The sequence below is a fragment of the Umezawaea beigongshangensis genome (genome assembly GCF_016464305.1).
GTDB lineage: Bacteria > Actinomycetota > Actinomycetes > Mycobacteriales > Pseudonocardiaceae > Umezawaea_A > Umezawaea_A beigongshangensis.
The window spans coordinates 91171-114641 of record NZ_JAEIOJ010000008.1 but is presented as its reverse complement, the minus strand read 5'-3'; the positions used below and the strand labels follow the sequence as shown (position 1 = coordinate 114641).

General features: G+C 74.2%; 17 protein-coding genes. 8 read left to right on the top strand and 9 right to left on the bottom strand.

Annotated elements, in window-relative coordinates; translation table 11 throughout:
• Positions 1–78 precede the first annotated feature (78 nt).
• Positions 79–813: a class I SAM-dependent methyltransferase gene (locus IMZ35_RS20285; protein WP_199442717.1), complete on the top strand. Its 735-nt coding sequence runs from the start codon at positions 79–81 to the stop codon at positions 811–813.
• A 69-nt stretch (positions 814–882) separates the two neighbouring features.
• On the opposite strand, the gene IMZ35_RS20280 is transcribed toward IMZ35_RS20285, so the two are convergent.
• Positions 883–2412 carry a substrate-binding and VWA domain-containing protein gene (locus tag IMZ35_RS20280; protein WP_199442716.1) on the bottom strand — a complete coding sequence of 510 codons (1530 nt, stop codon included), beginning with the start codon at positions 2410–2412 and terminating at the stop codon, positions 883–885.
• Between the two features lie 196 nt (positions 2413–2608).
• On the opposite strand from IMZ35_RS20280, the gene IMZ35_RS20275 reads away from it, so the two are divergent.
• Together IMZ35_RS20275 and IMZ35_RS20270 are read left to right on the top strand one after the other, a co-directional pair.
• The gene (locus tag IMZ35_RS20275; protein WP_199442715.1) at positions 2609–3856 is read left to right on the top strand and encodes an MFS transporter; all 1248 of its coding nucleotides are present in this window, start codon (positions 2609–2611) and stop codon (positions 3854–3856) included.
• 19 nt (positions 3857–3875) lie between these two features.
• The gene (locus tag IMZ35_RS20270; RefSeq protein WP_199442714.1) at positions 3876–5213 is read left to right on the top strand and encodes a hypothetical protein; all 1338 of its coding nucleotides are present in this window, start codon (positions 3876–3878) and stop codon (positions 5211–5213) included.
• Positions 5214–5258: 45 nt separating this feature from the next.
• Here the strand turns inward: IMZ35_RS20270 and IMZ35_RS20265 are convergent, their stop codons facing one another.
• Positions 5259–6710 carry a glutamate synthase subunit beta gene (locus tag IMZ35_RS20265; protein WP_199442713.1) on the bottom strand — a complete coding sequence of 484 codons (1452 nt, stop codon included), beginning with the start codon at positions 6708–6710 and terminating at the stop codon, positions 5259–5261.
• Positions 6703–11247, bottom strand: coding sequence for a glutamate synthase large subunit (gene gltB / locus IMZ35_RS20260; protein WP_199442712.1), 4545 nt, complete (start codon positions 11245–11247; stop codon positions 6703–6705). Before gltB ends, IMZ35_RS20265 begins: the two co-directional genes overlap by 8 nt.
• A 492-nt stretch (positions 11248–11739) precedes the next feature.
• Here gltB and IMZ35_RS20255 point away from each other — a divergent pair, with 492 nt between their 5' ends.
• Together IMZ35_RS20255 and mmuM are read left to right on the top strand one after the other, a co-directional pair.
• Positions 11740–12546 (top strand): SDR family NAD(P)-dependent oxidoreductase, encoded by an 807-nt coding sequence (locus tag IMZ35_RS20255; RefSeq protein ID WP_307868461.1) that lies wholly within the window; start codon positions 11740–11742, stop codon positions 12544–12546.
• Between the two features lie 5 nt (positions 12547–12551).
• Complete coding sequence (gene mmuM, locus IMZ35_RS20250) at positions 12552–13466, top strand: homocysteine S-methyltransferase (protein ID WP_307868459.1); 915 nt, start codon at positions 12552–12554, stop codon at positions 13464–13466.
• A gap of 2 nt (positions 13467–13468) precedes the next feature.
• Here the strand turns inward: mmuM and IMZ35_RS20245 are convergent, their stop codons facing one another.
• The 3 genes from IMZ35_RS20245 to IMZ35_RS20235 form a co-directional block, all read right to left on the bottom strand.
• A complete protein-coding gene (locus IMZ35_RS20245; RefSeq protein WP_199442711.1) occupies positions 13469–14074 on the bottom strand; it encodes a hypothetical protein in 606 nt (201 codons plus the stop codon).
• A 99-nt stretch (positions 14075–14173) separates the two neighbouring features.
• Positions 14174–14824: a superoxide dismutase family protein gene (locus tag IMZ35_RS20240; protein ID WP_199442710.1), complete on the bottom strand. Its 651-nt coding sequence runs from the start codon at positions 14822–14824 to the stop codon at positions 14174–14176.
• A gap of 141 nt (positions 14825–14965) precedes the next feature.
• On the bottom strand, positions 14966–15409 hold the full coding sequence (locus IMZ35_RS20235) for an Hsp20/alpha crystallin family protein (RefSeq protein WP_199442903.1): 444 nt from the start codon (positions 15407–15409) through the stop codon (positions 14966–14968).
• A gap of 103 nt (positions 15410–15512) precedes the next feature.
• Between IMZ35_RS20235 and IMZ35_RS20230 the strand changes: the two genes are divergently transcribed.
• On the top strand, positions 15513–16058 hold the full coding sequence (locus tag IMZ35_RS20230) for an HSP18 transcriptional regulator (protein WP_199442709.1): 546 nt from the start codon (positions 15513–15515) through the stop codon (positions 16056–16058).
• 74 nt (positions 16059–16132) lie between these two features.
• Here the strand turns inward: IMZ35_RS20230 and IMZ35_RS20225 are convergent, their stop codons facing one another.
• On the bottom strand, positions 16133–16861 hold the full coding sequence (locus IMZ35_RS20225; protein ID WP_199442708.1) for an LPXTG cell wall anchor domain-containing protein: 729 nt from the start codon (positions 16859–16861) through the stop codon (positions 16133–16135).
• A 249-nt stretch (positions 16862–17110) separates the two neighbouring features.
• On the opposite strand from IMZ35_RS20225, the gene IMZ35_RS20220 reads away from it, so the two are divergent.
• The gene (locus tag IMZ35_RS20220; protein ID WP_199442707.1) at positions 17111–17965 is read left to right on the top strand and encodes an SCO6745 family protein; all 855 of its coding nucleotides are present in this window, start codon (positions 17111–17113) and stop codon (positions 17963–17965) included.
• Between the two features lie 65 nt (positions 17966–18030).
• Here the strand turns inward: IMZ35_RS20220 and IMZ35_RS20215 are convergent, their stop codons facing one another.
• Positions 18031–21513 carry a TM0106 family RecB-like putative nuclease gene (locus IMZ35_RS20215; protein ID WP_199442706.1) on the bottom strand — a complete coding sequence of 1161 codons (3483 nt, stop codon included), beginning with the start codon at positions 21511–21513 and terminating at the stop codon, positions 18031–18033.
• 38 nt (positions 21514–21551) lie between these two features.
• Positions 21552–23003 (bottom strand): SDR family NAD(P)-dependent oxidoreductase, encoded by a 1452-nt coding sequence (locus IMZ35_RS20210; protein ID WP_199442705.1) that lies wholly within the window; start codon positions 23001–23003, stop codon positions 21552–21554.
• A 205-nt stretch (positions 23004–23208) separates the two neighbouring features.
• On the opposite strand from IMZ35_RS20210, the gene IMZ35_RS20205 reads away from it, so the two are divergent.
• Positions 23209–23463, top strand: coding sequence for an Rv3202a family protein (locus IMZ35_RS20205; RefSeq protein ID WP_229372784.1), 255 nt, complete (start codon positions 23209–23211; stop codon positions 23461–23463).
• The last annotated feature ends 8 nt before the right edge of the window (positions 23464–23471 follow it).

Genomic DNA, 23471 nt, shown 5'->3' with positions numbered 1-23471 from the left:
GGTAGAGACTAGTGACGCAGATCGCTATCGTGGGCGGTCCGTCGCCGGCGGGTCACCGGAGGTTCGAGGCAGGTGCGCATGTCGGACGCTCGTCCCGCCCGATCGCCGTCCCCGGAGTTCGCCAGCGCGTGGGAACTCGCCGGGCAGATCCCCGGCTGGCTGACCCGCGACCAGGCGCTCGCCCTGTGGGACGCGGCGCTGCGGGTGCCGCGCGGCGGCCGGATCGTGGAGATCGGCAGCCACCAGGGCCGCTCCACCGCCGTGCTCGGCGAGGCGGCCCGGCTGGCCGGGGCGAGCGTCGTGGCCGTGGACCCGTTCGTCGAGGGCAGGCTGTTCGGCGGACCGCTGACCCGCAAGCGCTTCGAGGACAACGTCTTCCACCGCGCCGGGCTGGCGGAGGTCGTGGAGCTGATCCCCGAGTACAGCACGGTCCTGCGCCCGACCTGGAACCGCCCGATCGCCCTGCTCTACGTCGACGGCAAGCACGACTACTGGACGTTCACCGACGACCTGAGGTGGTCGGAGCACCTGCCGCCGGACGCGGAGGTCCTGGTGCACGACGCGTTCTCGTCGATCGGCGTGACCGGCGGCGTGGCGGTGCGGGTGCTCTGCGGCTCCCGCTACACCTTCCTGGACCGCACGGGCTCCCTGGCCCGCTTCCGCCTGCGCCGCCCGACACCGCGCGACCGCCTGCGCGTCCTGGCCCAGACCCCGTGGTTCCTGCGCAACGTCGCGGTGAAGGTCCTGCTGCGCCTGCGCCTGCGCCCCCTGACCCGCCTCCTGTCCCACCGGGGCCCCCACGACCCCTACTGACCGCGAGTTGAGCGTTCGAGCACCACGAGTGGAGCGTTCGGGCACCGCGAGTGGAGCGTTCGGGACCGGTCAGCCGGGACGGCACGCCGGGGGCTGGCACAGCATCGTCGACAGCGCGCTGGCGAAGATGTCGCCGACACCGGCGGGATCGGCCGTCGTGAACGCCCGGCCGCCGGTCGCCCCCGCGATGCGCTCCAACTCCCGCACGTCCACGTCCGGCCCCATGCCGATCGCGACGACGGGCAGCGGGCGGCGCTGGTCCTGGAGCTTCCCCAGCTCCTCCAGCAGCGCGGCCTGGCTGATCGAGCGGCTGTCCTCGTTGCGGCCGTCGGTCATGATCACGACGATGTTGATGCGACCGGCCGCCCACGTCGAGCGGGCCTGCCGGTAGGCGGCGAGCGTCGTGTCGTACAGGCCGGTCGCCCCGCGCGCCGTCGCCCTGATCGCGCGCAACCGCTGCACGGCCCCGCTGGAGAGCTGCTCGCGCACCGGCGCGACGGGCAGCACCTCCTGGTGGTCCTTCTCGCCGTCCAGCGCGGTGGAGAACTTCCACAGCCCCAGTTCGGTGGTGGGCTTGAACAGTCCGACGCCGCGCTCCGCCGCCTCCACGGCGAGCGCCATCCGCGTGGTGCCGGTGCCGGGCACGATCTCGTTCATCGACCCCGACACGTCCAGCACGGCCAGCACCCGCGCGCTCAGCGCCAGACCGGCCCACGCGGTGAGCGCGTCGTCCACGGTGTCCGGGTCCGGCAGCGCGACCGGTCGCGCGGCGGGCTCGCCCCGCCCGTCCGGTGGACGCAGCCTGCTCGTGGCCAGGGTCGCGTCGGCCGCGCCGGAGCGCAGCGCCGCCAGGAACCCCTCCGCGCCCGCGCGCCGCGCCTCGTCCGCTCCGGGCAGCACCGCGTAGGGGAAGTCCAGTCCCGGCACGGGCGGGTCGGCGAACACCGGCGTGAGCGGTGTGGCCCCCGGCGTCGCGTTGTGCCGCGCGAGTTCCTGCTCCGACACGGCGAACGCGTCCAGCCCGGCGGTGAACAGCTCGGCCGTCGTCGGCTCGGAGCTCGCCGCCACCCGGCGCAGCGACGCCACGGCGGCGGCCGCCGGGTCCGGCTCCGACGCGGCGAGGGCGCGGACCCCCAGCACCGCCGACAGCGCGGCCGGGTCGTTGGCCGGATCGGCGATCCCCACCGTGCCGCGCAGCAGGTCCGGCCACGTGCGGGCGTCCGTCCGAGCCGCGAGCACGACGGGGGAGAAGGCGATCGAGGTGCCCGCGTCGGGAACCTGCCACGCGCCGGTGCCGCGTGCCCTGCGCAGCCACCGCGTCGACTCGGGCACCCACACGTCGGGCGGGTCGGCGCCGGTCAGCACGTCCGCCGACGCGCGCGCCGCGACCTCGACCCGGTAGCAGGAGCCGTCGTGGGCCGCGGCCGTCTCGCTCAGCGCCTGCGCGACCGCGGGTGCCGCCGCGACCCGCACCACGGCCGGCGCGTCGCAGCGGGGAGCGCGCAGGTGGGCCAGCGCCCGCTCGAACCCGGCCCAGGCGCAGAGGGACAGCACCAGCAGGATGCTCAGGAGCACCACGGGGGACCGCCGGGCGAGCACCGTTCCACCCTAGACGCGGGAGCGGCGGCGCAGAAGCCGCCGATGAGCGGTCGCGAACGCTCAACTCGCGGTGCTCCAACGCTCAACTCGCGGTGCTCGAACGCTCAACTCGGGCGGGGTGAGGGGGATTACAGGCTGGTTAATCGATTTCATCGGTATCGTTCCCGAGGTTGTCCAGCACCGGGAGACGTCCGTCATGACCACCGACACCACGCCAGCGCCCGTGCTCCCCGCCCGGCCCGCTCCGCGCGTCGCGGCGTCCCTGGCGGCCCTCGCCCTCGGCGGGTTCGGCATCGGCACCACCGAGTTCGCCACGATGGGCCTGCTGCCGCAGATCGCCGACACGTTCGCCGTCTCCATCCCCGGCGCGGGTCACGCCATCACGGCCTACGCGCTGGGAGTCGTCGTCGGCGCGCCGCTGATCGCCGGACTCGCCGCGAAGCTGCCGCGCAAGGGCCTGCTCATCGCGCTGATGATCGCCTTCGCCCTCGGCAACGGCCTGTCCGCCGTCGCTCCCGGCGCGACGTCGCTGATCGTGGCGCGCTTCGTCGCCGCACTGCCGCACGGCGCGTACTTCGGCATCGCCGCCGTCGTCGCCGCGAACCTCGTGCCGCCGCACCGCAGGGGACGCGCCGTCGCCCTCGTCATGATCGGCCTGACGATCGCGAACCTGGTCGGCGTCCCGGCCGTGACGATCGCCGGGCAGGCGCTGGGCTGGCGCAGCGCCTACGTCGCCGTCGCGGTGATCGGCGTGCTGACCGCGCTGGCCATCGCCCGCTGGGTGCCGCACGTGCGCACCGCCGCGGACGCGAGCGTCGGCGCCGAACTGCGCGCCTTCCGCCGTCCCCGCGTGTGGTTCGCCCTCGTCACGGGCATGGTCGGCTTCGGCGGCATGTTCGCCGTCTACTCCTACGTCTCGCCCACCTCCACCGAGGTCGGCGGGCTGCCGCAGAGCGCCGTGCCGTGGGTGCTCGCCGCCTTCGGCCTGGGCGGCACCGTCGGCGCGCTGATCGGCGGGCGCTTCGTGGACCGGTCCGTCACGGGCACGGTGTTCGGCTCGCTCGTCGCCGTGGCCGCGGTGCTGGTCCTGTTCGGGCTCACCGCGTCGACCGGCTTCGCGATCTTCCCGGCGATCTTCCTGCTGGGCTTCACGTCGCAGGTGCTCGCCTCGGCGCTCCAGGTGCGGCTCATGGACGCCTCGCCGGACGCGCCGTCGCTGGCCTCCTCGTCCAACCACTCCGCGCTGAACGTCGCCAACGCCGCCGGCGCGTGGCTCGGCGGCCTGGCCATCGCCGCGGGCTGGGGCTACACGTCGACCGCGTGGGTCGGCCTGGCGCTCGCCGCGGCGGGACTGGTGGTCGCGACGGTGTCGGTGCTCGTGGACCGGCGCACCACCGGGCTTGCTCCGATCGGGGCTGGCGGCGGGGGCGCACCCCCTGTGTGATGGTCGGCGGAGGTGTCACATGGCCGTCACGCCCAAGCTCGCCGCCGTCCTGGTCGCCGTCCTCGTCGCCGCGGGAGCACCCGCGACCGCGAGCGCGTCGGGAGCAACGCCCGACGACCAGCCGCTGCCCGGCTACACGATCGAGAACCCGCCGCTGCCGCCCGCGCAGGTCGACGGACGCCCGACGACCGTGAAGCAGGGCGTGGCGAGCCACGCCGGCTACGTCGTCGAGGTCCCGCCCGACTGGAACGGCGAGCTGGTGATGTGGGCGCACGGCTACCGGGGCACCGGCACCGTGCTCACGGTGGACGCGCCCGGCTACGGGATGCGCCAGCACCTGCTGGAGCGCGGCTACGCGTGGGCCGCGTCCTCGTACTACGCCAACGGCTACGACGTCCGCGCCGGCGTGACGACGACCCGCGAGCTGGCCGAGGAGTTCGGCCGGCTCGTGCGGCGGCCCGAGCGCGTGTTCATCGCCGGGGTGTCGATGGGCGGGCACGTCATCGGCCGTTCCCTGGAGCAGTACCCCGGCTACTACGCGGGCGCGCTGCCGATGTGCGGCGTGCTCGGCGACCACGAGCTGTTCGACTTCCTCCTGGACTACCAGCTGGTGTCCCAGGACCTCGCCGACCTGGGCTCGTACCCGCTGCCGCCGGACCACCTCACCTCGGTCGTGCCGCGGATCCAGCAGCGGCTCGGCCTGGTGGGGCTCACCCCCGGCGGGCCCGACACGACGAACGACCTCGGCAAGCAGCTGCGGGCCGTGACCGTCGAGCGCACCGGCGGACCGCGTCCCGGCGCGGAGGCCGCCTTCGCGCACTGGAAGGACTTCCTCTACGCCCTCGGCGCGAGCGGCAGCGGTGACGAACTGGCGGGGAACCCCGGTCAGCTCGCCACGAACCTCACGACCCGCTACCGGCCGAGCGAGCCGGTGGACCTGAACCGGACCGTGCAGCGCGTCGCACCGGAGAACGTGCGGGCGCGTCTCACACCCGCGCTGACCGAGGTCCCGCAGATCCTCGGCCGGCCGAGCGCGCCCGTGCTGTCGCTGCACGACCTGGGCGACCTGTTCGTGCCGTTCTCGATGGAGCAGGAGTACCGGGAGGACGTGGCGCGGCACGGGCGCACCGGCCTGCTGGCGCAGCGCGCGATCCGCGCGGTCGAGCACTGCGAGTTCTCCGACCAGGAGGTGCGGACCGCGTTCGACGACCTGGTGCGCTGGGTCGACACCGGGCGCAGGGCCGCCGGTGACGTGGTGGACGACCGCCGTGCGGTGGCCGCCGCGGACTACGGCTGCCGCTTCACCGACCGCACCGCGACCGGCGGCACGCGCGGTCTGTTCGCCCCCTGCCCCTGACGGACGCGCGTGCGGCTCCCCCCGGGGAGCCGCACGCGGCACCGCTCAGCGCAGCGGCCGGTCCGCCGGACCGATCGGCGAGGGCAGCACCCCGCGCCCGGTCAGGCGGGCGTCCACCGCCGCGGCGGCGGCGCGGCCCTCGGCGACCGCCCACACGATCAACGACTGCCCGCGTCCCGCGTCTCCCGCCACGAACACCCCGTCGACGCCGGTCGCGAACGACCGGTCGCGCGCCACGTTCCCGCGCGCGTCGAGGTCCACGCCCAGCTCCGCCAGCAGCCCCGTCCGCTCCGGGCCGACGAAGCCCAGCGCGAGGGTCACCAGCTGCGCCGGGATCTCCCGCTCGGTGCCCCGCACCGGCACGAACCGGCCGTCCTCCGCGCGCACGTCCGCGATCCGCAGCGCCCGCACCGCGCCGTCGCCGTCGCCGAGGAACTCCAGCGTCGACACGGCGTACAGCCGCTCGCCGCCCTCCTCGTGCGCCGAGGTCACCCGGTAGAGGACCGGGTGGGTCGGCCACGGGTGCTCGGGCGAGCGCGTCCGCGGCGGGCGGGGCATGATCTCCAGCTGCGTCACCGACGCCGCGCCCTGCCGGTGCGCCGTGCCCAGGCAGTCCGCGCCGGTGTCACCGCCGCCGATCACCACGACGTGCTTGCCGCCCGCGTGGATCGGCGACGCGGGGGCGTCCCCGCGCGCGACCCGGTTCGCCGGTGGCAGGTACTCCATCGCCTGGTGCACCCCGGCCAGTTCGCGGCCGGGGATCGGCAGGTCCCGCGCCGCGGTCGCCCCGCAGGCCAGCACCACGGCGTCGAACCCCGCTCGCAGCGCCGCGCCGCTGACGTCGATCCCCACGTGCACACCGGTGCGGAACTCGACGCCCTCGGCGTGCAACTGCTCCAGGCGGCGGTCCAGCCGCCACTTCTCCATCTTGAACTCGGGGATGCCGTAGCGCAGCAGCCCGCCGATCGCGTCGGCCCGCTCCAGCACCACCACGTCGTGCCCGGCCCTGGCGAGCTGCTGGGCCGCCGCCAGCCCGGCGGGGCCCGACCCCACCACGGCGACCCGGAACCCGGTGCGGGTGGCGGAGGGCAGCGGCCGCACCCAGCCCTCGTCCCAGGCGCGGTCGACGATCGCCAGCTCCACCCGCTTGATCGTGACGGGCTCCCCGGTGATGCCGACGACGCACGCCGCCTCGCACGGCGCCGGGCACAGCGTCCCGGTGAACTCGGGGAAGTTGTTCGTCGCGTGCAGCCGCTCGGACGCCGCGCGCCAGTCGTCCCGGCGCACCAGGTCGTTCCACTCCGGCACCAGGTTGCCCAGCGGGCAGCCCTGGTGGCAGAACGGGACGCCGCAGTCCATGCACCGCCCGGCCTGCCGGCGCACCCGGTCGGAGCCGAACTCCTCGTACACCTCGCGCCAGTCCGACAGGCGCAGGGGCACCGGCCTGGTCCGCGGCGTCTCCCGCTCGGTCGTCAGAAAACCCGTGGGATCAGCCACGTGCGGCCTCCATGATCGCCTCGTCCACGTCCCTGCCCTCCTGCTCGGCGCGCTCCCGCGCCGCCAGCACCCGCACGTAGTCCCGCGGCACGACCTTGGTGAACCGCTCCACGCCGGTGTCCCAGTCGGCGAGCAGCGCGTGCGCGACCGCCGAACCCGTCTCCGCGTGGTGCCGCGCCACGACGTCGCGCAGGAACTCCTGGTCGGTCTCCGCCAGCGGTTCCAGGTCCACCATCTGCCGGTTCACCCGCGGCACCGGCAGGTCCAGCACGTAGGCGAGACCGCCGGACATGCCCGCCGCGAAGTTGCGGCCGATCCCGCCGAGCACGACCACCCGGCCACCGGTCATGTACTCGCAGCCGTGGTCGCCCACGCCCTCCACGACGGCCAGCGCGCCCGAGTTGCGCACGCAGAACCGCTCGCCGACCCGGCCGCGCAGGAACACCTCGCCGCCGGTGGCGCCGTAGGCGATCACGTTGCCCGCGACGGTGTTGTGCTCCGCGGCGAACGGCGCCGCCGGGTCGGGCCGCACGGTGATCCGCCCGCCGGACAGGCCCTTCGCCAGGTAGTCGTTGGCGTCGCCCACCAGGCGCAGCGTCACGCCGCGCGGCAGGAACGCGCCGAAGGACTGGCCCGCGGTGCCGGTGAAGGTGACGTCGATCGTGTCGTCGGGCAGGCCGTCGCCGCCCCACCGGCGGGTCACCTCGGAGCCCAGCATGGTGCCGACGGTGCGGTTGACGTTGCGCACCGGCAGTTCGAGCCGCACCCGGTCGCCCGAGGCGAGCGCGCCCTCGGCGAGCTGGATCAGCGTGTTGTCCAGCGCCCGCTCCAGACCGTGGTCCTGCGCGGTGGTGCGGTGCCTGGCCGCGCGCGGCGGCAGGTCGGGCACGTGGAAGATCGGCGACAGGTCCAGCCCGGCCGCCTTCCAGTGGCTCGTGGCCGCGCCGGCGTCCAGCAGCAGGTCCGCCCGCCCGACCGCCTCCCGCACCGACCGCAGGCCCAGCGCCGCCAGGTGCTCGCGGACCTCCTGCGCGACGAACCGGAAGAAGTTCACGACGTGCTCGGCCCGGCCCGCGAACTGCGCGCGCAGCGCGGGGTTCTGCGTCGCCACGCCCACCGGGCACGTGTCGAGGTGGCAGACCCGCATCATCACGCAGCCCGACACGACCAGCGGCGCGGTGGCGAAGCCGAACTCCTCCGCGCCGAGCAGCGCCGCGACCACCACGTCCCGCCCGGTCTTGAGCTGGCCGTCGGCCTGCACGACGATCCGGTCGCGCAACCCGTTGCGCAGCAGCGTCTGCTGCGTCTCGGCGAGCCCCAGCTCCCACGGGCCGCCCGCGTGCTTGATCGAGGACAGTGGGGACGCGCCGGTGCCGCCGTCGTGGCCGGAGATCAGCACGACGTCCGCGTGCGCCTTGGACACCCCGGCCGCGACCGTCCCGACGCCGACCTCGCTGACCAGCTTCACGTGCACGCGCGCCAGCGGGTTGGCGTTCTTCAGGTCGTGCACGAGCTGCGCGAGGTCCTCGATCGAGTAGATGTCGTGGTGCGGCGGCGGGGAGATCAGCCCGACCCCCGGCGTGGAGTGGCGGGTCCGCGCGATCCACGGGTAGACCTTCGCGCCGGGGAGCTGGCCGCCCTCTCCGGGCTTCGCGCCCTGCGCCATCTTGATCTGGAGGTCGTCGGCGTTCACCAGGTACTCGCTCGTCACGCCGAACCGGCCGGACGCCACCTGCTTGATCGCCGAGCGGCGCGAGTCGCCGTCGGCGTCGGGGAGGAACCGGTCGGCGTCCTCGCCGCCCTCGCCGGTGTTGGACCTCGCGCCGAGCCGGTTCATCGCGATGGCCAGCACCTCGTGCGCCTCCCGCGAGATGGAGCCGTAGGAGATCGCGCCGGTGGCGAACCGCGTGACGATCTCCGAGACCGGCTCGACCTCCTCGACCGGCACGGGCGGCAGGACGCCGGTGCGGAACGCGAACGACCCGCGCAGCGTCATCAGGCGCTCCGACAGCGCGTCGACCCGGCCGGTGTACTCCTTGAACACGTCGTAGCGCCCGGAGCGGGTGGAGTGCTGGAGCGCGAACACCGTCTGCGGGTCGAACAGGTGCGCCTCGCCCTCGCGCCGCCACCGGTACTCGCCGCCGATCTCCAGCTCCCGGTGGCTCGCGCGCACGCCGTCGGCGGGGAACGCCGCGCGGTGCCGTCGCGCCACCTCCTCGGCGAGCACGTCGAACCCGGCTCCGCCCAGCGGTGAGCTCGTGCCGGTGAAGCAGTCCTCGATCACCTCGTGCCCCAGCCCGAGCGCCTCGAAGATCTGCGCGCCCGAGTAGGAGGCGACCGTCGAGACACCCATCTTGGACATGGTCTTGCGCACCCCGTGGCCCAGGGCGCGGACGAGGTTGCGGGACGCGGTCGCGGGGTCCAGGTCGCCGAGCTCGCCCCGCGCGGCCAGGTCCTCGACGGTCTCCACCGCCAGGTGCGGGTTGACCGCGGCGGCCCCGTAGCCCAGCAGCAGCGCCACGTGGTGCACCTCGCGGGCGTCACCGGCCTGCACGACCAGCCCCACCCTCGTGCGGTTGCGGCACCGCACGAGGTGGTGGTGCACCGCGCCGGTCAGCAGCAGCGACGGGATCGGCGCCCGGTCGGCGTCCACGCCCCGGTCGGAGAGCACCACCAGCCGCGCGCCGTCGGCGACGGCCGCGGACACCTCGGCGCGGATCTCGCCGAGCCGGCGCACCAGGGCCTCGCCGCCACCGGCGACGTCGTAGGTGCCGCGCACGGTCACCGCCCGGAACTCCGGCAGGTCCCCGTCGTCGTCGACGTGCGCGATCCGCGCCAGCTCGTCGTCGTCCAGCACGGGGAACGGCAGGGCGATGCGGCGGCAGGACTCGGCGGTCGCCTCCAGCAGGTTCGGTTGAGCGCCGATCGTGGTGCGCAGCGAGGTCACCAGCTCCTCGCGGATGGAGTCCAGCGGTGGGTTCGTGACCTGCGCGAACAGCTGGGAGAAGTAGTCGAAGAGCTGCCGCGGCCGGTTCGACAGCACCGCGGGCGGCGTGTCGTCGCCCATCGATCCGATCGGCTCGGCGCCCGAGACGGCCATCGGTCGCAGCAGGACGTCGAGCTCCTCGCCGGTGTAGCCGAACACCTGCTGGCGGCGCACCAGCGAGGAGCTCGACGGCACCTCGCGCTCGCGCGGCGGCAGGTCCTCCAGGCGCACGACGCCCGCGCGCACCCACTCGTCGTAGGGGTGCTCCGCCGCGAGGGCGCTCTTGATCTCCTCGTCGTCGACCACCCGCCCGGCCGCGGTGTCCACCAGGAACATCCGGCCCGGCTCCAGCCGGCCCTTGCGGACCACCGTCGCCGGGTCGACCTCCAGCACGCCCGCCTCGCTGCCGAGCACCACCAGGCCGTCCTCGGTGATCCAGTACCGCGCGGGCCGCAGGCCGTTGCGGTCGAGCACCGCGCCGACGAGCGTGCCGTCGGTGAACGCCACCAGCGCGGGACCGTCCCAGGGCTCCATCAGGGTGGAGTGGAACTCGTAGAAGGCGCGCCGCGCCGGGTCCATCTCGGTGTGGTTCTCCCACGCCTCCGGAACCATCATCAGCACGGCGTGCGGCAGCGAGCGCCCGCCCAGGTGCAGCAGTTCGAGCACCTCGTCGAACGACGCCGAGTCGCTCGCGCCGCGGGTGATCACCGGCAGGAGGCGCTCCAGGTCGCCCGGCAGCAGGCCGGACGCGAGCGCGGACTCCCGCGCGTCCATCCAGTTCCGGTTGCCGCGCACCGTGTTGATCTCGCCGTTGTGCGCCGCGTAGCGGTAGGGGTGCGCCAGCGGCCAGGACGGGAACGTGTTGGTGGAGAACCGGGAGTGCACCAGGGCGACGGAGCTGGTGAGCCGCTCGTCGGTCAGGTCGGGGAAGAACCGCTCCAGCTGCTGCTCGGTCAGCATCCCCTTGTAGACGACCGTGCGCGCCGACAGGCTCGGGAAGTACACGTCCGCGGCCCGCTCGGCCCGCTTGCGCACGCAGAACGCCAGGCGCTCCAGCGCGTCGCCGGTGGTCGCGGCGTCGGCGGGAGCCAGGAAGAGCTGGCGGAACACCGGCATCGTGGTCGCGGCCGTGCGGCCGACGTGCCGGGCGTCCACGGGCAGATCGCGCCAGCCCAGCACGCGCGCGCCCTCCTCGGCGGCGATCCGCTCGACGACGGCCTCCGCCCCGGCCCTGGCCGCGGCGTCCACGGGCAGGAACGCCGTGCCGACGGCGTAACCGCCGGCGCCGGGCAGCGGGAACCCCGCCACCTCCCGGTACAGCTCGTGCGGCACCTGGACGAGCACGCCTGCGCCGTCACCGGTCTCCGGCTCGGCGCCGCGCGCTCCCCGGTGCTCCAGGTTCCGCAGCGCCGTCAGCGCACGCGCCACGATGGTGTGATCTCGACGCCCGGCGAGGTCGGCCACGAAGGCCACCCCGCACGCGTCGTGCTCGAACTGCTCGTCGTAGAGGCCCGTCCGGCGGGCCTGCTGCTGGCGGTGGGGATGGGTCACGTCGTGCGGCCCTCCGTGCTCGGCGCTCACTCGGGCACGCCGGCGTGGCCGCGCGGGCGTCGTCGCCGGGACGCGGTCGGCGTGGGAGCGGGGGTGGTGGGAGACCCGGCGTGCTGGCGGCGTGCCGCGGTGTGCGGGAAAGGGGGCTCGCGGGTGGGACGCCGGGGTGACCGGACGAGCTGTGCGAGACCGGGATCGCCGGTGCTCTGCGACGGTAGTGCGAATCCGGGTTCGTGTGCCGGTTCACCGTCCAGACGTGGGAAGTCCCACGCTCTGTTGACATCCTCGCAGGTGACAGCCTTGTTGTGAACGGCCGTGAACCGATCCGCCGACCGTGTGAACCGCGCTTTCACCCCGTTGTCGCACCGGGTCCGCTGTTCGGTCTCGTGCTCTGCTCCGACCGGCGGTCCGGCGGCCCGCCGAGTTGCGCGCCGGGGGCGAGCGGCGCATCATGAAGCGTTCGCAACATACGGCGCGTGCAACTAATCAGGGGTGAGCAGCACGGTGAACATCGACCTGTCCGGGCGTGTCGCACTGGTGACCGGATCGACCGCGGGGATCGGCCTCGCCACGGCGGAGGCGCTCGCCCGTTCGAGCGCCGAGGTGATCGTCAACGGGCGTGACGAGGAGCGCCTCGCCCGCGCCGTGGACGACCTGCGCGAGAAGACCGGCTCCGACACGATCCGGGGCGTCGTCGCCGACGTCGGCACCGCGGAGGGTGCCGACGCGCTGATCGCCGCGGCGCCCGACGTCGACGTCCTGGTCAACAACACCGGCATCTTCGGCGCGCAGCCGGTCTTCGAGATCCCCGACTCGGAGTGGCAGCGGTTCTTCGACGTCAACGTCATGTCCGGCGTCCGGCTCGCCCGCCACCACGCACCCCGGATGGTGGACCGCGGCTGGGGCCGGGTGATCTTCGTCAGCAGCGAGTCCGCCGTGATGACGCCCGGCGAGATGGTGCACTACGGCATGACCAAGACCGCCCAGCTCGCCGTGTCCAGGGGCATGGCTCAGGCCGTGGCCGGCACCGGCGTCACCGTGAACACGGTGCTGCCCGGCTCGACGCTGACCCCCGGCGTGGAGGAGTTCCTGCGCGACCGGGTCGGCGACGGCATCTCGCTGGAGGAGGCCGAGCGCCGCTTCATCGCCGAGGAGCGCCCCACCTCGCTGATCGGCCGGCTCATCCGCCCGCACGAGATCGCGAACCTGATCACCTACGTCGCCTCCGACCTGTCGTCGGCCACGACGGGCTCGGCGCTGAGCGTCGACGGCGGCCTGATCCCGGCGATCCTGCCCTGATCGACGTGGTCGTCCCGTTCGCGCAGGAGCTGGCCGCCGGACCCGTCGTCCTCGACGGCGGGCTGTCCGCCCAGCTCGCCGCCGCCGGGCACGACCTGGCCGATCCGCTGTGGACGGCCCGCCTGCTGCTGGACGACCCGGCGGCGATCACGGCGGCGCACCTGGCGCACCTGGAGGCCGGGGCGAGCGTCGTCATCACCTCCAGCTACCAGGTGTCCTTCGGCGGCTTCGCCGCGCGCGGGATCGGCGCCGACACCACGCGCGCGCTGCTGCGCCGCAGCACGGCGCTGGCCCGCGACGCAGTCGACCGCGCCCGCGAGTCCGGTGTGGACCGCCCACTGCGGGTGGCGGGCTCGATCGGCCCGTACGGCGCGGTGCTGGCCGACGGCTCGGAGTACCGCGGCCGCTACGGGCTGACCCGCCGCCAGCTGGAGGAGTTCCACCGGCCGCGCGCCGAGGCGATCGCCGAGAGCGGACCCGACCTGCTGGCCGTGGAGACCGTGCCCGACGCCGACGAGGCCGAGGCCGTGCTGCGGATCGTGGCGGACCTCGGCCTCCCGGCGTGGCTGTCCTACACCGTCGACGGGCCGCGCACCCGTGCCGGTCAGCCGCTGGACGAGGCGTTCGCGCTCGCCGCCGACGTGCCGGAGGTGATCGCCGTCGGCGTCAACTGCTCCCGCCCGCGCGACGTGGGAGAGGCGGTGGCGCTGGCGGCCGGGACCACCGGCAAACCGGTCGTCGTCTACCCCAACAGCGGCGAGGAGTGGGACGCGGGCGCCCGCGACTGGACCGGACGGCCCAGCTCCCTCGCGGACCGCGCGGGGGAGTGGGTGAGCGCGGGCGCCCGGCTGGTCGGCGGTTGCTGCCGCGTCGGCTCCGGGGAGATCGCCGCTCTGGCCCGCGTCCTCGGCTCCGTCTGAGGTCAGCGCGTCGTGCTGGGCGGGGTGGTCGTGTTGCAGTTCGGCGCGCTGGGCACCGCGGCTCGCACCTCCTCGGGCATGGTCAGCGTCCCGTAGGCCGACACGCCCTCCTGCATGGCCGTCACGGCCCGCGTCTGGTCCCCGACGGCCGACTCGATCGCCTCGGTGGTCAGCGGGTTCGCGGCGTCGATCGTGGACTTCGCCGACGCGAAGGCCGAGCGCGCCTCGTCCAGCGGCTCGGAGACGACCCGCACCACGACGTCCGTCCCGTCGACCGGGCCGGGCACGAGGGTGCTCAGGTCGTGCAGCGCCACGTCGAGCACGCCGACCACGCGCCCCAGGTTCGCGCTCATCTCCAGCCGCATCCCGGCCGGGTCGGTCGCGGTGGGCGCCGGCACCGTCAGCGATCCGGCGCTGGTCAGGTAGTTCGCGACGGCGCAGAAGTTGTTCGCCCACGTCACGACGTCGGCGGCCGGTTCGGGCGGGGTGCTCGTCGTGGACGTCGCGAGCACTCCGGCGAGCGGAGCGCCGCTCACCCTGGTGGCGCACCCCGCCGACAGCACCAGCCCGGCCACGACGAGCGACAGGACAGCGAACCGAGCACGCACCGCGGCCTCCGGGGACGACGAACAGATCGACTGAGGGTAGACGCGCGGGACCACCCGATCAGTTCCCGTCCCGCGGCCCGCACCCCGGCCGCGGCCGGATCAGAACTCGTGCGTCACGCAGGCGAGGCGGTCGCCCGCCGTGCCCGCCCTGCCCGCCTCGGTCGCCGTGTGCTCGGCGTGGATCACGGCGGAACTCGCCCCGCCGTCGCGGAACTCCCAGTCGACCGTGGCCGTCGCGGTGGCCGCGCCCTCCGCGTCGGTGGTGATGTCGAGCCAGATCTCGTTCTCCGGGTTGGCGTAGGCCGGGTCGACCGACGGCGTCACCGGGTCGGCCTCGTTCTGGTAGTGCGGACCGGCGTCGGCCCCGGTCGGGCCGCACGGCGAGGTGTGCACGTGAGCGCCGTAGTCGTGGTCGGGCAGCAGGCCCGTGACGTCGAGCGTCACCGTCGTGGAGCCGTTCTCCGGTTCGGCCTTCACGGAGACCTCCGCGCCGACCGGCACCAGATCACCGCTGTAGGTGACGGCCTCCGGCTGCTCGCCCGCCGGAGCGGGGGTGGCGAAGGCGATCGGGGTCTCCGCCGATCCGGTCGACCCGGACCCGGCCGACGCGGACGAGCTGGCCGCAGGGCCCATGCTGATGGACGTCGTGGTCGGGGTCGTCTGCGTCGAGGGACGGTCGCCGGGAGCGCAGGCCGTCAGCCCGCCCACCAGGGTCGCAGCTCCCACGAGTACCACCGCGGTCGTTCGCATGTCACTCCTCGAATCGTGTCGCTGTCCAGCCGGTGCCGCACCCTGGCTACCCGCCCCCTCGCGAGTCGATGCCGACACGGTCGTGGACGAAGTCGACCCCCGTCCCGGAGCGTCTCCGGAACGGGGGTCGTGGGAGCGTTCTCAAGCGTTGATCTGCCGGGGGGAGTCCGCGCTCGCGACGGTGATCTTGCGCGGCTTCGCGTGCTCGGCCACCGGGATGCGCAGGGTCAGCACGCCGGAGTCGTACTGGGCGTCGACGTGCTCGGTGTCGAGGGTGTCCCCGAGGAACAGCTGGCGGCTGAACACGCCCAGCGGTCGCTCGGACACGTGCACCTCGACCTGCTCGCCGGTCGGGTGGCTCGGCCTGCGCTCGGCCTTGACGGTCAGCACGTTGTGCTCGACGTCGACGTCGATGGCGCCCGGGTCCACGCCGGGCAGGTCGAACTGGACCACGAACCGGTCGCCCTCCCGGTAGGCGTCCATCGGCATCGCGGTCGGTCGCGACCACGTGCCCTGCGCGCTCTGACCGAAGACCTGCTGGGCGAGACGGTCGAACTCGCGGAAGGGGTCGGTGCGCATCAGCATCGCGTTGTCCTCCTCGTCGTCTGGTGCCGCGCTGTGCACAGCACAGTTGTAGCACTGTCATCCACTCGTTGACAAGTACCTATGTCATCGTGAGGATGACAACATGTCGTACGACGAGCTGAAGACGATCGCGACCGACCCCGGTGCGGGGGCCGACGCGGCGCTGGCGGCCCTCGCCGCGCTGCGGGAGGTGCGGGAGGAGCTCGCCGCCTGGGAACCCGAACTGATCGCCACCGCCCGCGCTCACGGCGTGAGCTGGGCGGACATCGCGCCCGCGCTCGGCGTCGCGAGCAGACAGGCCGCCGAGCGCCGGTACCTGAGGCTCCGCCCCTCCGCGGAGGGGCACGCGACGGGCGAGGAGCGCGTGCGGGCCGAGCGGAGCCGGCGCGCCGGTGTGCGGGCGGTGAACGAGTGGGCGCGCGACAACGCCGCCGCGCTGCGCGGTCTCGCCGGGCGGGGCGGCGCGTCGGACGTGGAGCAGGGCTACCTGGACGACCTGCACACCGCACTGGGCGCGGACGAGCCGTCGGCGCTGCTGGAGCCGCTGGCCGCCGTGCAGGGGCGGCTGCGCGAGACGGACCCGGGGCTGGCGGAGGAGATCGCCGAGATGACGGGCCGGGCGGACGAGGTGCGGCGGGACCGGCGCTGATCCTCCCCGGAGAGCGCTGAAGCCGGTCGGTCCAGGAGGACCGACCGGCTTCAGCGGTTCAGCTGCGGATCAGATCAGGCGGTGTTGCGGCGACGCACGAAGAACAGCGCGGCCGCGCCGGCGCCCAGCAGGCCGATGCCCGCGAGCAGCGGCACGAGGATGGACGCACCGGTGCTGGCCAGCTCGTCCTCGTCGCTCACCGGAACCACGGCGACGCTGGTCGTCGTGGTGGTGGCGGGAGGGGTGCTGACGGACGTGGTGCTGACCGGAGCCGACTCCGTGGTGGAGGCGGGCGTGGTCTCCACCGGCGGCACCACGGACGACGAGGAGGTCGTCGCCGACACCTCGGTCGTGGTGACGGGAGGAGTCGAGGAGGAGGAGGCCGGAGGCGTCGTCTGCTCGACGCAGGCCTCGGTCTTCTTCTCCTGGCCGAAGTCGTACTGGGTGCCCTGCTTGCCGTCGTGGGCGTCCACCGCGAACGTGATCGTGTGCGCCACGGCGGGGTCCAGGTCGGTGTCGATCCAGCCCGGCGTGTACGAGTTGCCGAACTCCTTGTCGTGCACCTTCGCGCCGCCCTCGGTGACGACGACGAAGTTGCCCTTGTTCTGGCCCTTCGGCGTGTAGGCCTTCAGATCGATCATGATCTTGACCTTGCCGTCGGCGCACTTGGCGTCGAACGCGGGCGTGTGCGCGCTCGCCGGACCCGCCAGAAGGGCGAGAGCGGTTGCGCTGGTGGCGATCACCGCGGAAGCGCCGAGAACCTTGCGGCCGAACTCGAACGCCTGCGGCCGTGCGAACTGCATGGGGTCTCCTGCCCTGGTTGCATGGGAGGGCCGATCGCGTGATCAGGAAGTCCCCGACTGATCGCGCAGAGATCATGGCCCCACTGGGCGAGCACCCTTTCGGGTGACGCGCGAACGCACCGTAGCAGGCCGTGCGCGAGCGTCGGGTCACCGTTCGGCAACATCGACATCCCGGTTCGCGATCGCCGCCGTGTGATCGGGTCGTCAACGGTCTGGCGTGGACTCCTACCGACCGGTAACCATGGGGAGATGGACACTGCGTCGATCGCTTCCGGCTCGCGGGCCGTCGAACCCCTGCACTCCATGATCTACTTCGCGCCGGAGGCGCAGGAGCACCTGGTGCGAGCCGGGCTCCGGCCCGGTCCGATGTGCTACTTCGCCGGACGTGCCGCGGCGATGGGACCGGTGGGGGCGGACGCCGTGACGGCGGCGTTCTACAACTTCAACCCCGACCTGGTGGCGGACAACGTGCCCGCGGCGTGGTCGCTGGCCTCTCCGTCCACAGTGGTGGTCGCGCGGTTCAGCGCGGCCGACGCGGCGCTGCGCCGGCTGCTCGGCGACGAGGTGATCACCTCCGGGGGCGTGGCCGAGGCCGCCGACCTGGCCGCGCGGGCGAGCGAGGCGTGCACCGCCGACGGCAGGCCGCTCTACGAGGGCCACGCCCGTCTCGAGTGGCCGGACGAGCCCCACCTGAGGTTGTGGCACGCCGTGACGCTGCTGCGCGAGTTCCGCGGCGACGGGCACGTGCGCGCGCTGGCCGCCGCCGGGCTCAGCGGGGCGGAGGCGCTCGTCACGCACGTCGCCGCCGGTCGCGGCGTCCGCGCCTCCTTCGCCCGCAGGAGCCGCGGCTGGTCGGACGACCAGTGGCAGGAGACCGTCCTGAGCTTGCGCGACCGCGGCCTGCTCGACGTCGACGGGAACATCACCGAGGCCGGTGCCGCGCTGCGTGCGGAGGTGGAGGCGGAGACCGATCGGCTCGGCACCGCACCGTGGCAGCACCTCGGTCAGGAGGGCGCCGCGCGACTGGCCGCGATCGGCTCGAAGCTCGGCCGCGCGCTCGGCGCGGCGGGCGCGTTCCCGGCCAGCGTCGTCGCCCCCCGCTGACGGCGGTCCCGGCCCGAACGCTCAACTCGTGGTGTCCGGACGCTCAACTCGGGGTGTCCGGACGCTCAACTCGTGGGCCAGGGGCGGGCTGCGTCCAGCAGGCCGATCATGCCGGAGACCAGGCGCATCTGGTTCACGTCGCGGACGTCGGCCTGCACCAGGCGCGGTGAGCACACGACGACCGCGACGGCCTGGGCGCGCGACAGCGCGACGTTCAGGCGGTTGCGCGACAGGAGGAAGTCCAGGCCGCGCGGGAGGTCCACCGCCGCGGACGACGTCATCGTCGCGACGACCACCGGGGCCTCCTGGCCCTGGAAGCGGTCCACCGTGCCCACCCGCACCTCGTCGAGGCCCGCCCGCTCCAGCGCGCGGCGCACGATCCGCACCTGGAGGTTGTACGGAGCCACCACGAGCACGTCCGACCCCGTCAGCGGGCGCGCGCCGCCCCCGTCGGTCCACGTGCGGCCGATCAGCGACTCCACCACCCCGACGACCGCCGCGGCCTCCTCGACCGACGCCGTCGTGTTGTGCTCGTGCTCGACCTCCAGCACGTGCAGCCCGGCGGGCACCTCGCCCACCCCGCGCAGCGCCGCCGTCGGGTGCGCGCGCAGCAGGCCGGCGTAGGACAGCTGCGACACCGGCTCGCACACCTCGGGGTGCATCCGCCTGGTCTGGTCCATGAAGTACCCCAGGTGCGGCGGGATCACGTCCTCGCCCCCGATGAGGTGTCCCAGCGCGGAGGCGTCGGCCCCGGCCGGGTGGGTGCCCTGCACGACCTGCGGCAACTGCTGCGGGTCGCCCAGCAGCACCAGGTTCCGCGCGCACGTGGACACGGCCAGCGCGTCGGCCAGGGCGAACTGCCCGGCCTCGTCGACGATCAGCACGTCGAACGGGGCCTCGCGCATCGCGGAGGACGAGAAGGTCCACGCGGTGCCGCCGACGAGGTACCCGCCGCCCTGGTCCGCCCGCCACCCGAGCAGCGCCCTCTTGTCCTTCGGCTGGTCCCACTCGCAGTCGGGAACGGCCCGGCCGCCCCTGGCCTGCTTCGCGCACGGCACCGGCGTGCCCGTCTCGCGACCCGCCTGCTTGGCGGCGGACAGCACGTTCTCGACCGCCTTGTGGCTGTTCGAGGTGACGGCCACGGTCCTGCCGGACCGCAGCAGGTGCGTGATCAGCCGACCGGCCAGGTAGGTCTTGCCCGCTCCGGGCGGCCCCTGCACGGCGAGCGCGGAGCCGTCCAGGGCGTCCACGGCCGCGACGACGGTCGCGACCAGGTCGCCGCCGTGCTCGTCCGCGGAGGGCAGCGTCCCGCGTCCGCGCAGCCGGGGCGGGACGCGGCGCAGCAGGTCGACGCCGGGGTGCGCGGGCAGCGACGGCAGGTGTCCCACGACCGTCGCCGCGAGCTCCTCGACCGCCTCGTCCTTGGGCTGCGGGCGCACGGGCTCGCCCGGCAGCACCGCGCTCGGCAGGCCGGGGCTCGCGTCGTCCGGCTTCGCCGACTCCTCCAGCACGATCTCCTCGGCGTTCTCCTCCTTCACCACCGCCCTGCGGGTGGTGCCCAGCGGAGTGCCGGGGTACAGCAGCCGCACGGTGTCGTCGCGGCCGAACGGGTGGGGGCGGTCCGGGTCGCAGCGCGCTCGCACCTCGCGCTTGGCGTTGCCGTTCTTCCTGGTCGGCGCCTCCCACTCGCCCGCGGACACCCGCACCGGGACCGCGCACGCGCTGTCGGTCTCCAGGTCCGGCAGCGGCGCGGCCACCTGCCGGAAGAAGTCCCACCACGCCGGGTTCGTCTCCCGGCGGTGGTACCCGACGGCCGCGGCCAGCAGGGCGCGCGCCCGGTCGTCGTCGGTGGCGTCGGCCGGGTCGTCGGGCAGCCCGTCGAGCAGCGGCTCCACCAGGGCGGCGAGCCGGGCGGCCCGCTCGGCCCTGCGCTGGGCCGCCGCCTCGTCCTCGGCGTCCGCGACGACCGCGTCCAGCTCGGACGGCGACGGCGTCTCCAGCGGCGCGATGCCGGCCTCGTCGCGGACGCTCAGCAGGAAGCGGTGCAACCGGTGCGTGGACACGCAGTCGTAGGCGTTGTAGTCGGCGATCTCCCGCAGCACCGCCGCGCCGCGGCCGGTTCCGGCCAGCGCCAGGTACTCCTCGTACGCCTCGATGCTGGACACCGCGGTGGTCACCTCGCCCGCGCGGGCCTCCGGCATGTAGAGCGGTTCCAGGTACTTGATCGAGTAGGACCGCTGCGACACCAGCAGCGCCTTGCGCACCACGGCGTACAGGTCGACCAGCGCGCCCGTCCGCAGCAGGTGGTCCACGACCTCCTCGCGGGTGCCGTGCTGCGCGGCCAGCCGCTTGAGCGCGTTCACCTCGTAGGGCGCGTAGTGGTAGACGTGCGCGTCCGGGTGCTCGGTCAGCCGGGCGGCGGCGAAGTCGACGAACGCCTCGAACGCGGCCTTCTCCTCGCGCCGCGAGTGCGCCCAGAACGGCGTGAACTCCTCGTCGTCCCCGCGCACGGTCACCGCGCCGAACAGGTACTCCAGGCCCTCGCCGTTCAGGGCGAACGGGTCGCCCTCCATGTCGAAGTACACGTCGCCGGGGCTCGGCGCGGGCAGCGCGGCCAGCGCGTCCGGCCCGACGACCTCGAAGGCCACCTTGCCGACGGGGTCGTCGGAGGTGCGGCTGTGGTCCTGCACGACCTGGAGCGCGGCCTGCGCGCGGAGGCTCTGGAACGTCGTCGCCGACACCGCGGCCGGTCGGTCGTGCTCGGTCGCCGCGGCGAGCGCGTCGATCGTGGGGATGCCGGCGGCGAGGAGCTTGCGCCGCTGGTCCGAGCGCATCCCCGCCACCAGCGACAGGTCGCGGGCGGCCTCCCTGCCGCCGGAGCAGTGCGCGGAGAAGCGGCAGGTGCCGCAGGCGGCCCGCTCGTCGCCCCAGGAGCGCGCGGGCAGCACGGCCGGCGCGGCCAGCGTCGCGCCGAGCCGCTCGCGCAGCCGCGCGGCCAGCGGCAGGAAGTCCGCGACCCGGAAGCTCGCCCGCGTCCCGTCCCCGAGCAGCAGGTGCATCTGCGGACCGGCCGGGACACCGGCGCGGAGCAGCGCAGCCGCGTACGCGGTGAGCTGGAGCACCGCGCCCGGCGTGGCCCGGCGCGCGAGCTTCGCGTCGTGCGCCTCGTAGACCTCGCCGGTGCGCACGAGGAAGTCGGCGCGGCCGTAGAAGCCGTCGTCGAAGAACACCGCCTGGTAGATCACCGGTGCGCCCGCGGCCACGGCGGCCAGGGTCTGCCGCGCCGCGGTGGCCAGCGCGGCGGGGTGCGGGGCGGGCAGCGCGATCTCCACGACGCCGTCGCCGTGCGTCGCGCGCAGCGACTCCAGGACGGCCGCCTCGTGGGCCGCGCCGTGCGCGGTGATCAGCGGGTCGTGCGACGCCGTCACCACCGGCGCACCGGGCAGCCGGGCGGCGACCGCGTGGTTCAGCGCGCTGCGGTGCTCGCACTCCAGCAGGTCCACCAGGTCGGTGGGGGAGAGGACCAGCCCGGTGTCCGTGGTGAGCACCGGGCCAACCTAGAGCACGTGATCACCCGTTCGACGGATCACCACGCCGCTGGCGCGTAGTCCTTCAGGAAGCAGCCGTACAGGTCCTCGCCCCGCTCGCCCCGCACGATCGGGTCGTACACCCGCGCGGCGCCGTCCACGAGGTCCAGGGGTGCGTGGAAGCCCTCGTCGGCGAGCCGCATCTTCGTGGGGTGCGGTCGCTCGTCGGTGATCCAGCCGGTGTCGACGGCGGTCATGAGGATGCCGTCGGTCGTCAGCATCTCCTCCGCGCTGGTGCGGGTGAGCATGTTCAGCGCGGCCTTGGCCATGTTCGTGTGCGGGTGCCCGGCCCCCTTGTAGGCGCGGCTGAACTGGCCCTCCATCGCCGAGACGTTCACGACGTACTTGCGCCGCGCGCTCGCCGCCGCCATCGCCGGACGCAGCCTGCTGACCAGGATGAACGGTGCGACCGAGTTGCACAGCTGCACCTCCAGCAGCTCGATCGGGTCGACCTCGCCCACGTGCTGCGTCCAGCTGTTGACCGGGTGCAGGTCCGGCACGAGGCCACCGGCGTCGATCGCCAGCTCCGCGGCGATCCGCTCCGGCGACGCCGACCCGGCGGTGAGGGCGAGCGCCGTGACGGCCTGCGGCGTCATCGACCCCACCAGCGACGCGGGGTGCGCGTCGTGGGTGTGGCCGAAGGTGACGACCTCCACCGGCGAGCCCTCGGGCAGCGCGGTCCGCTCACCGGCCACCAGCGGTGAGTAGGACGACTGCGAGCGCCGCACGGTCTGCGCGGCGTTGTTGATCAGGACGTCCAGCGGCCCCTGCTCGGCGACCGAGTCGGCGAGCGCGATCACCTGCGAGGGGTCGCGCAGGTCGATGCCCACGACCCGCAGCCGGTGCAGCCAGTCGGCGCTGTCGGGCATCGCGGAGAAGCGGCGGACGGCGTCGTTCGGGAACCGCGTGGTGATCGTGGTGTGCGCGCCGTCGCGCAGCAGCCGCAGCGCGATGTACATGCCGATCTTCGCGCGACCGCCGGTGAGCAGGGCGCGTCGTCCGGTCAGGTCGGTGCGGGCGTCGCGGCGGGCGCGGTTGAGCGCGGCGCACGGCGGGCAGAGCTGGTGGTAGAAGGCGTCCACCTCGGTGTAGCGGTTCTTGCACGTGTAGCACGACCTGGCGCGCAGCAGCGTGCCCGCGGTGTCGCCGCTCACCCTCGCCGCCAGCGGCACGCCCGCCGTCTCGTCGTCGATGCGGCCGGGCGCGCCGGTCGCCGTCGACTCGGTCACCGCGCGGTCGTTCTCGGTGACCGCCCGGCGCTTCTCCGAGCGCCTGCGCTTCTTGACCTGCTTCCACAGGCCGGCCACCGCCCGGCGGACCTTCACCGCGTCCGGGTGCTCCACCGGCAGGTCGTCGACCTCCGCGAGCACCCGCAGCGCGAGTTCGAGGTCCTCCGGGTCGATTCCCGCGCCGGTGGGGTCGGCCTGGTCGTCCTCGTGCACCGCAGTCATTGCGCAATCAGCCGTTCGTGTGTCGTCTGCTCGTGTCGCCACCAGCACTGTACGGGGACCGCACGGCCCGGCGAGCAGGTCCTTCTCCGCGCCGCCGGAACCCGCGCCGCCGCCGTCACCCGGCCGAGATGCGTGGCACGGTCGCACCCAGGAGGCTGGAGCGGAGGTCCCGACGGCGGGACCCATCGACCAGAGGAGGACTTCGGTGCCAGACCCCCAGGGCCTCGACGCGTCAGAGGCCGACGCGGTGGAGCAGCTCACCCCCGTGGTCGACGACGGGCCGGACACGTCGTTCGGCGAGCTTCCGCTCGACGCGAACCCGGCCGACGTGAGCGAGCAGCGGACCGCGGTCACCGGCGGGCCGGACGACCCGTCCGGCGACCTGCCGGTGGAGGCCGATCCCGCGGACGTGGCCGAGCAGCGCCGCGGCGTGCCGGGTGACGATCACGACGAGTTCTGATCAACCCC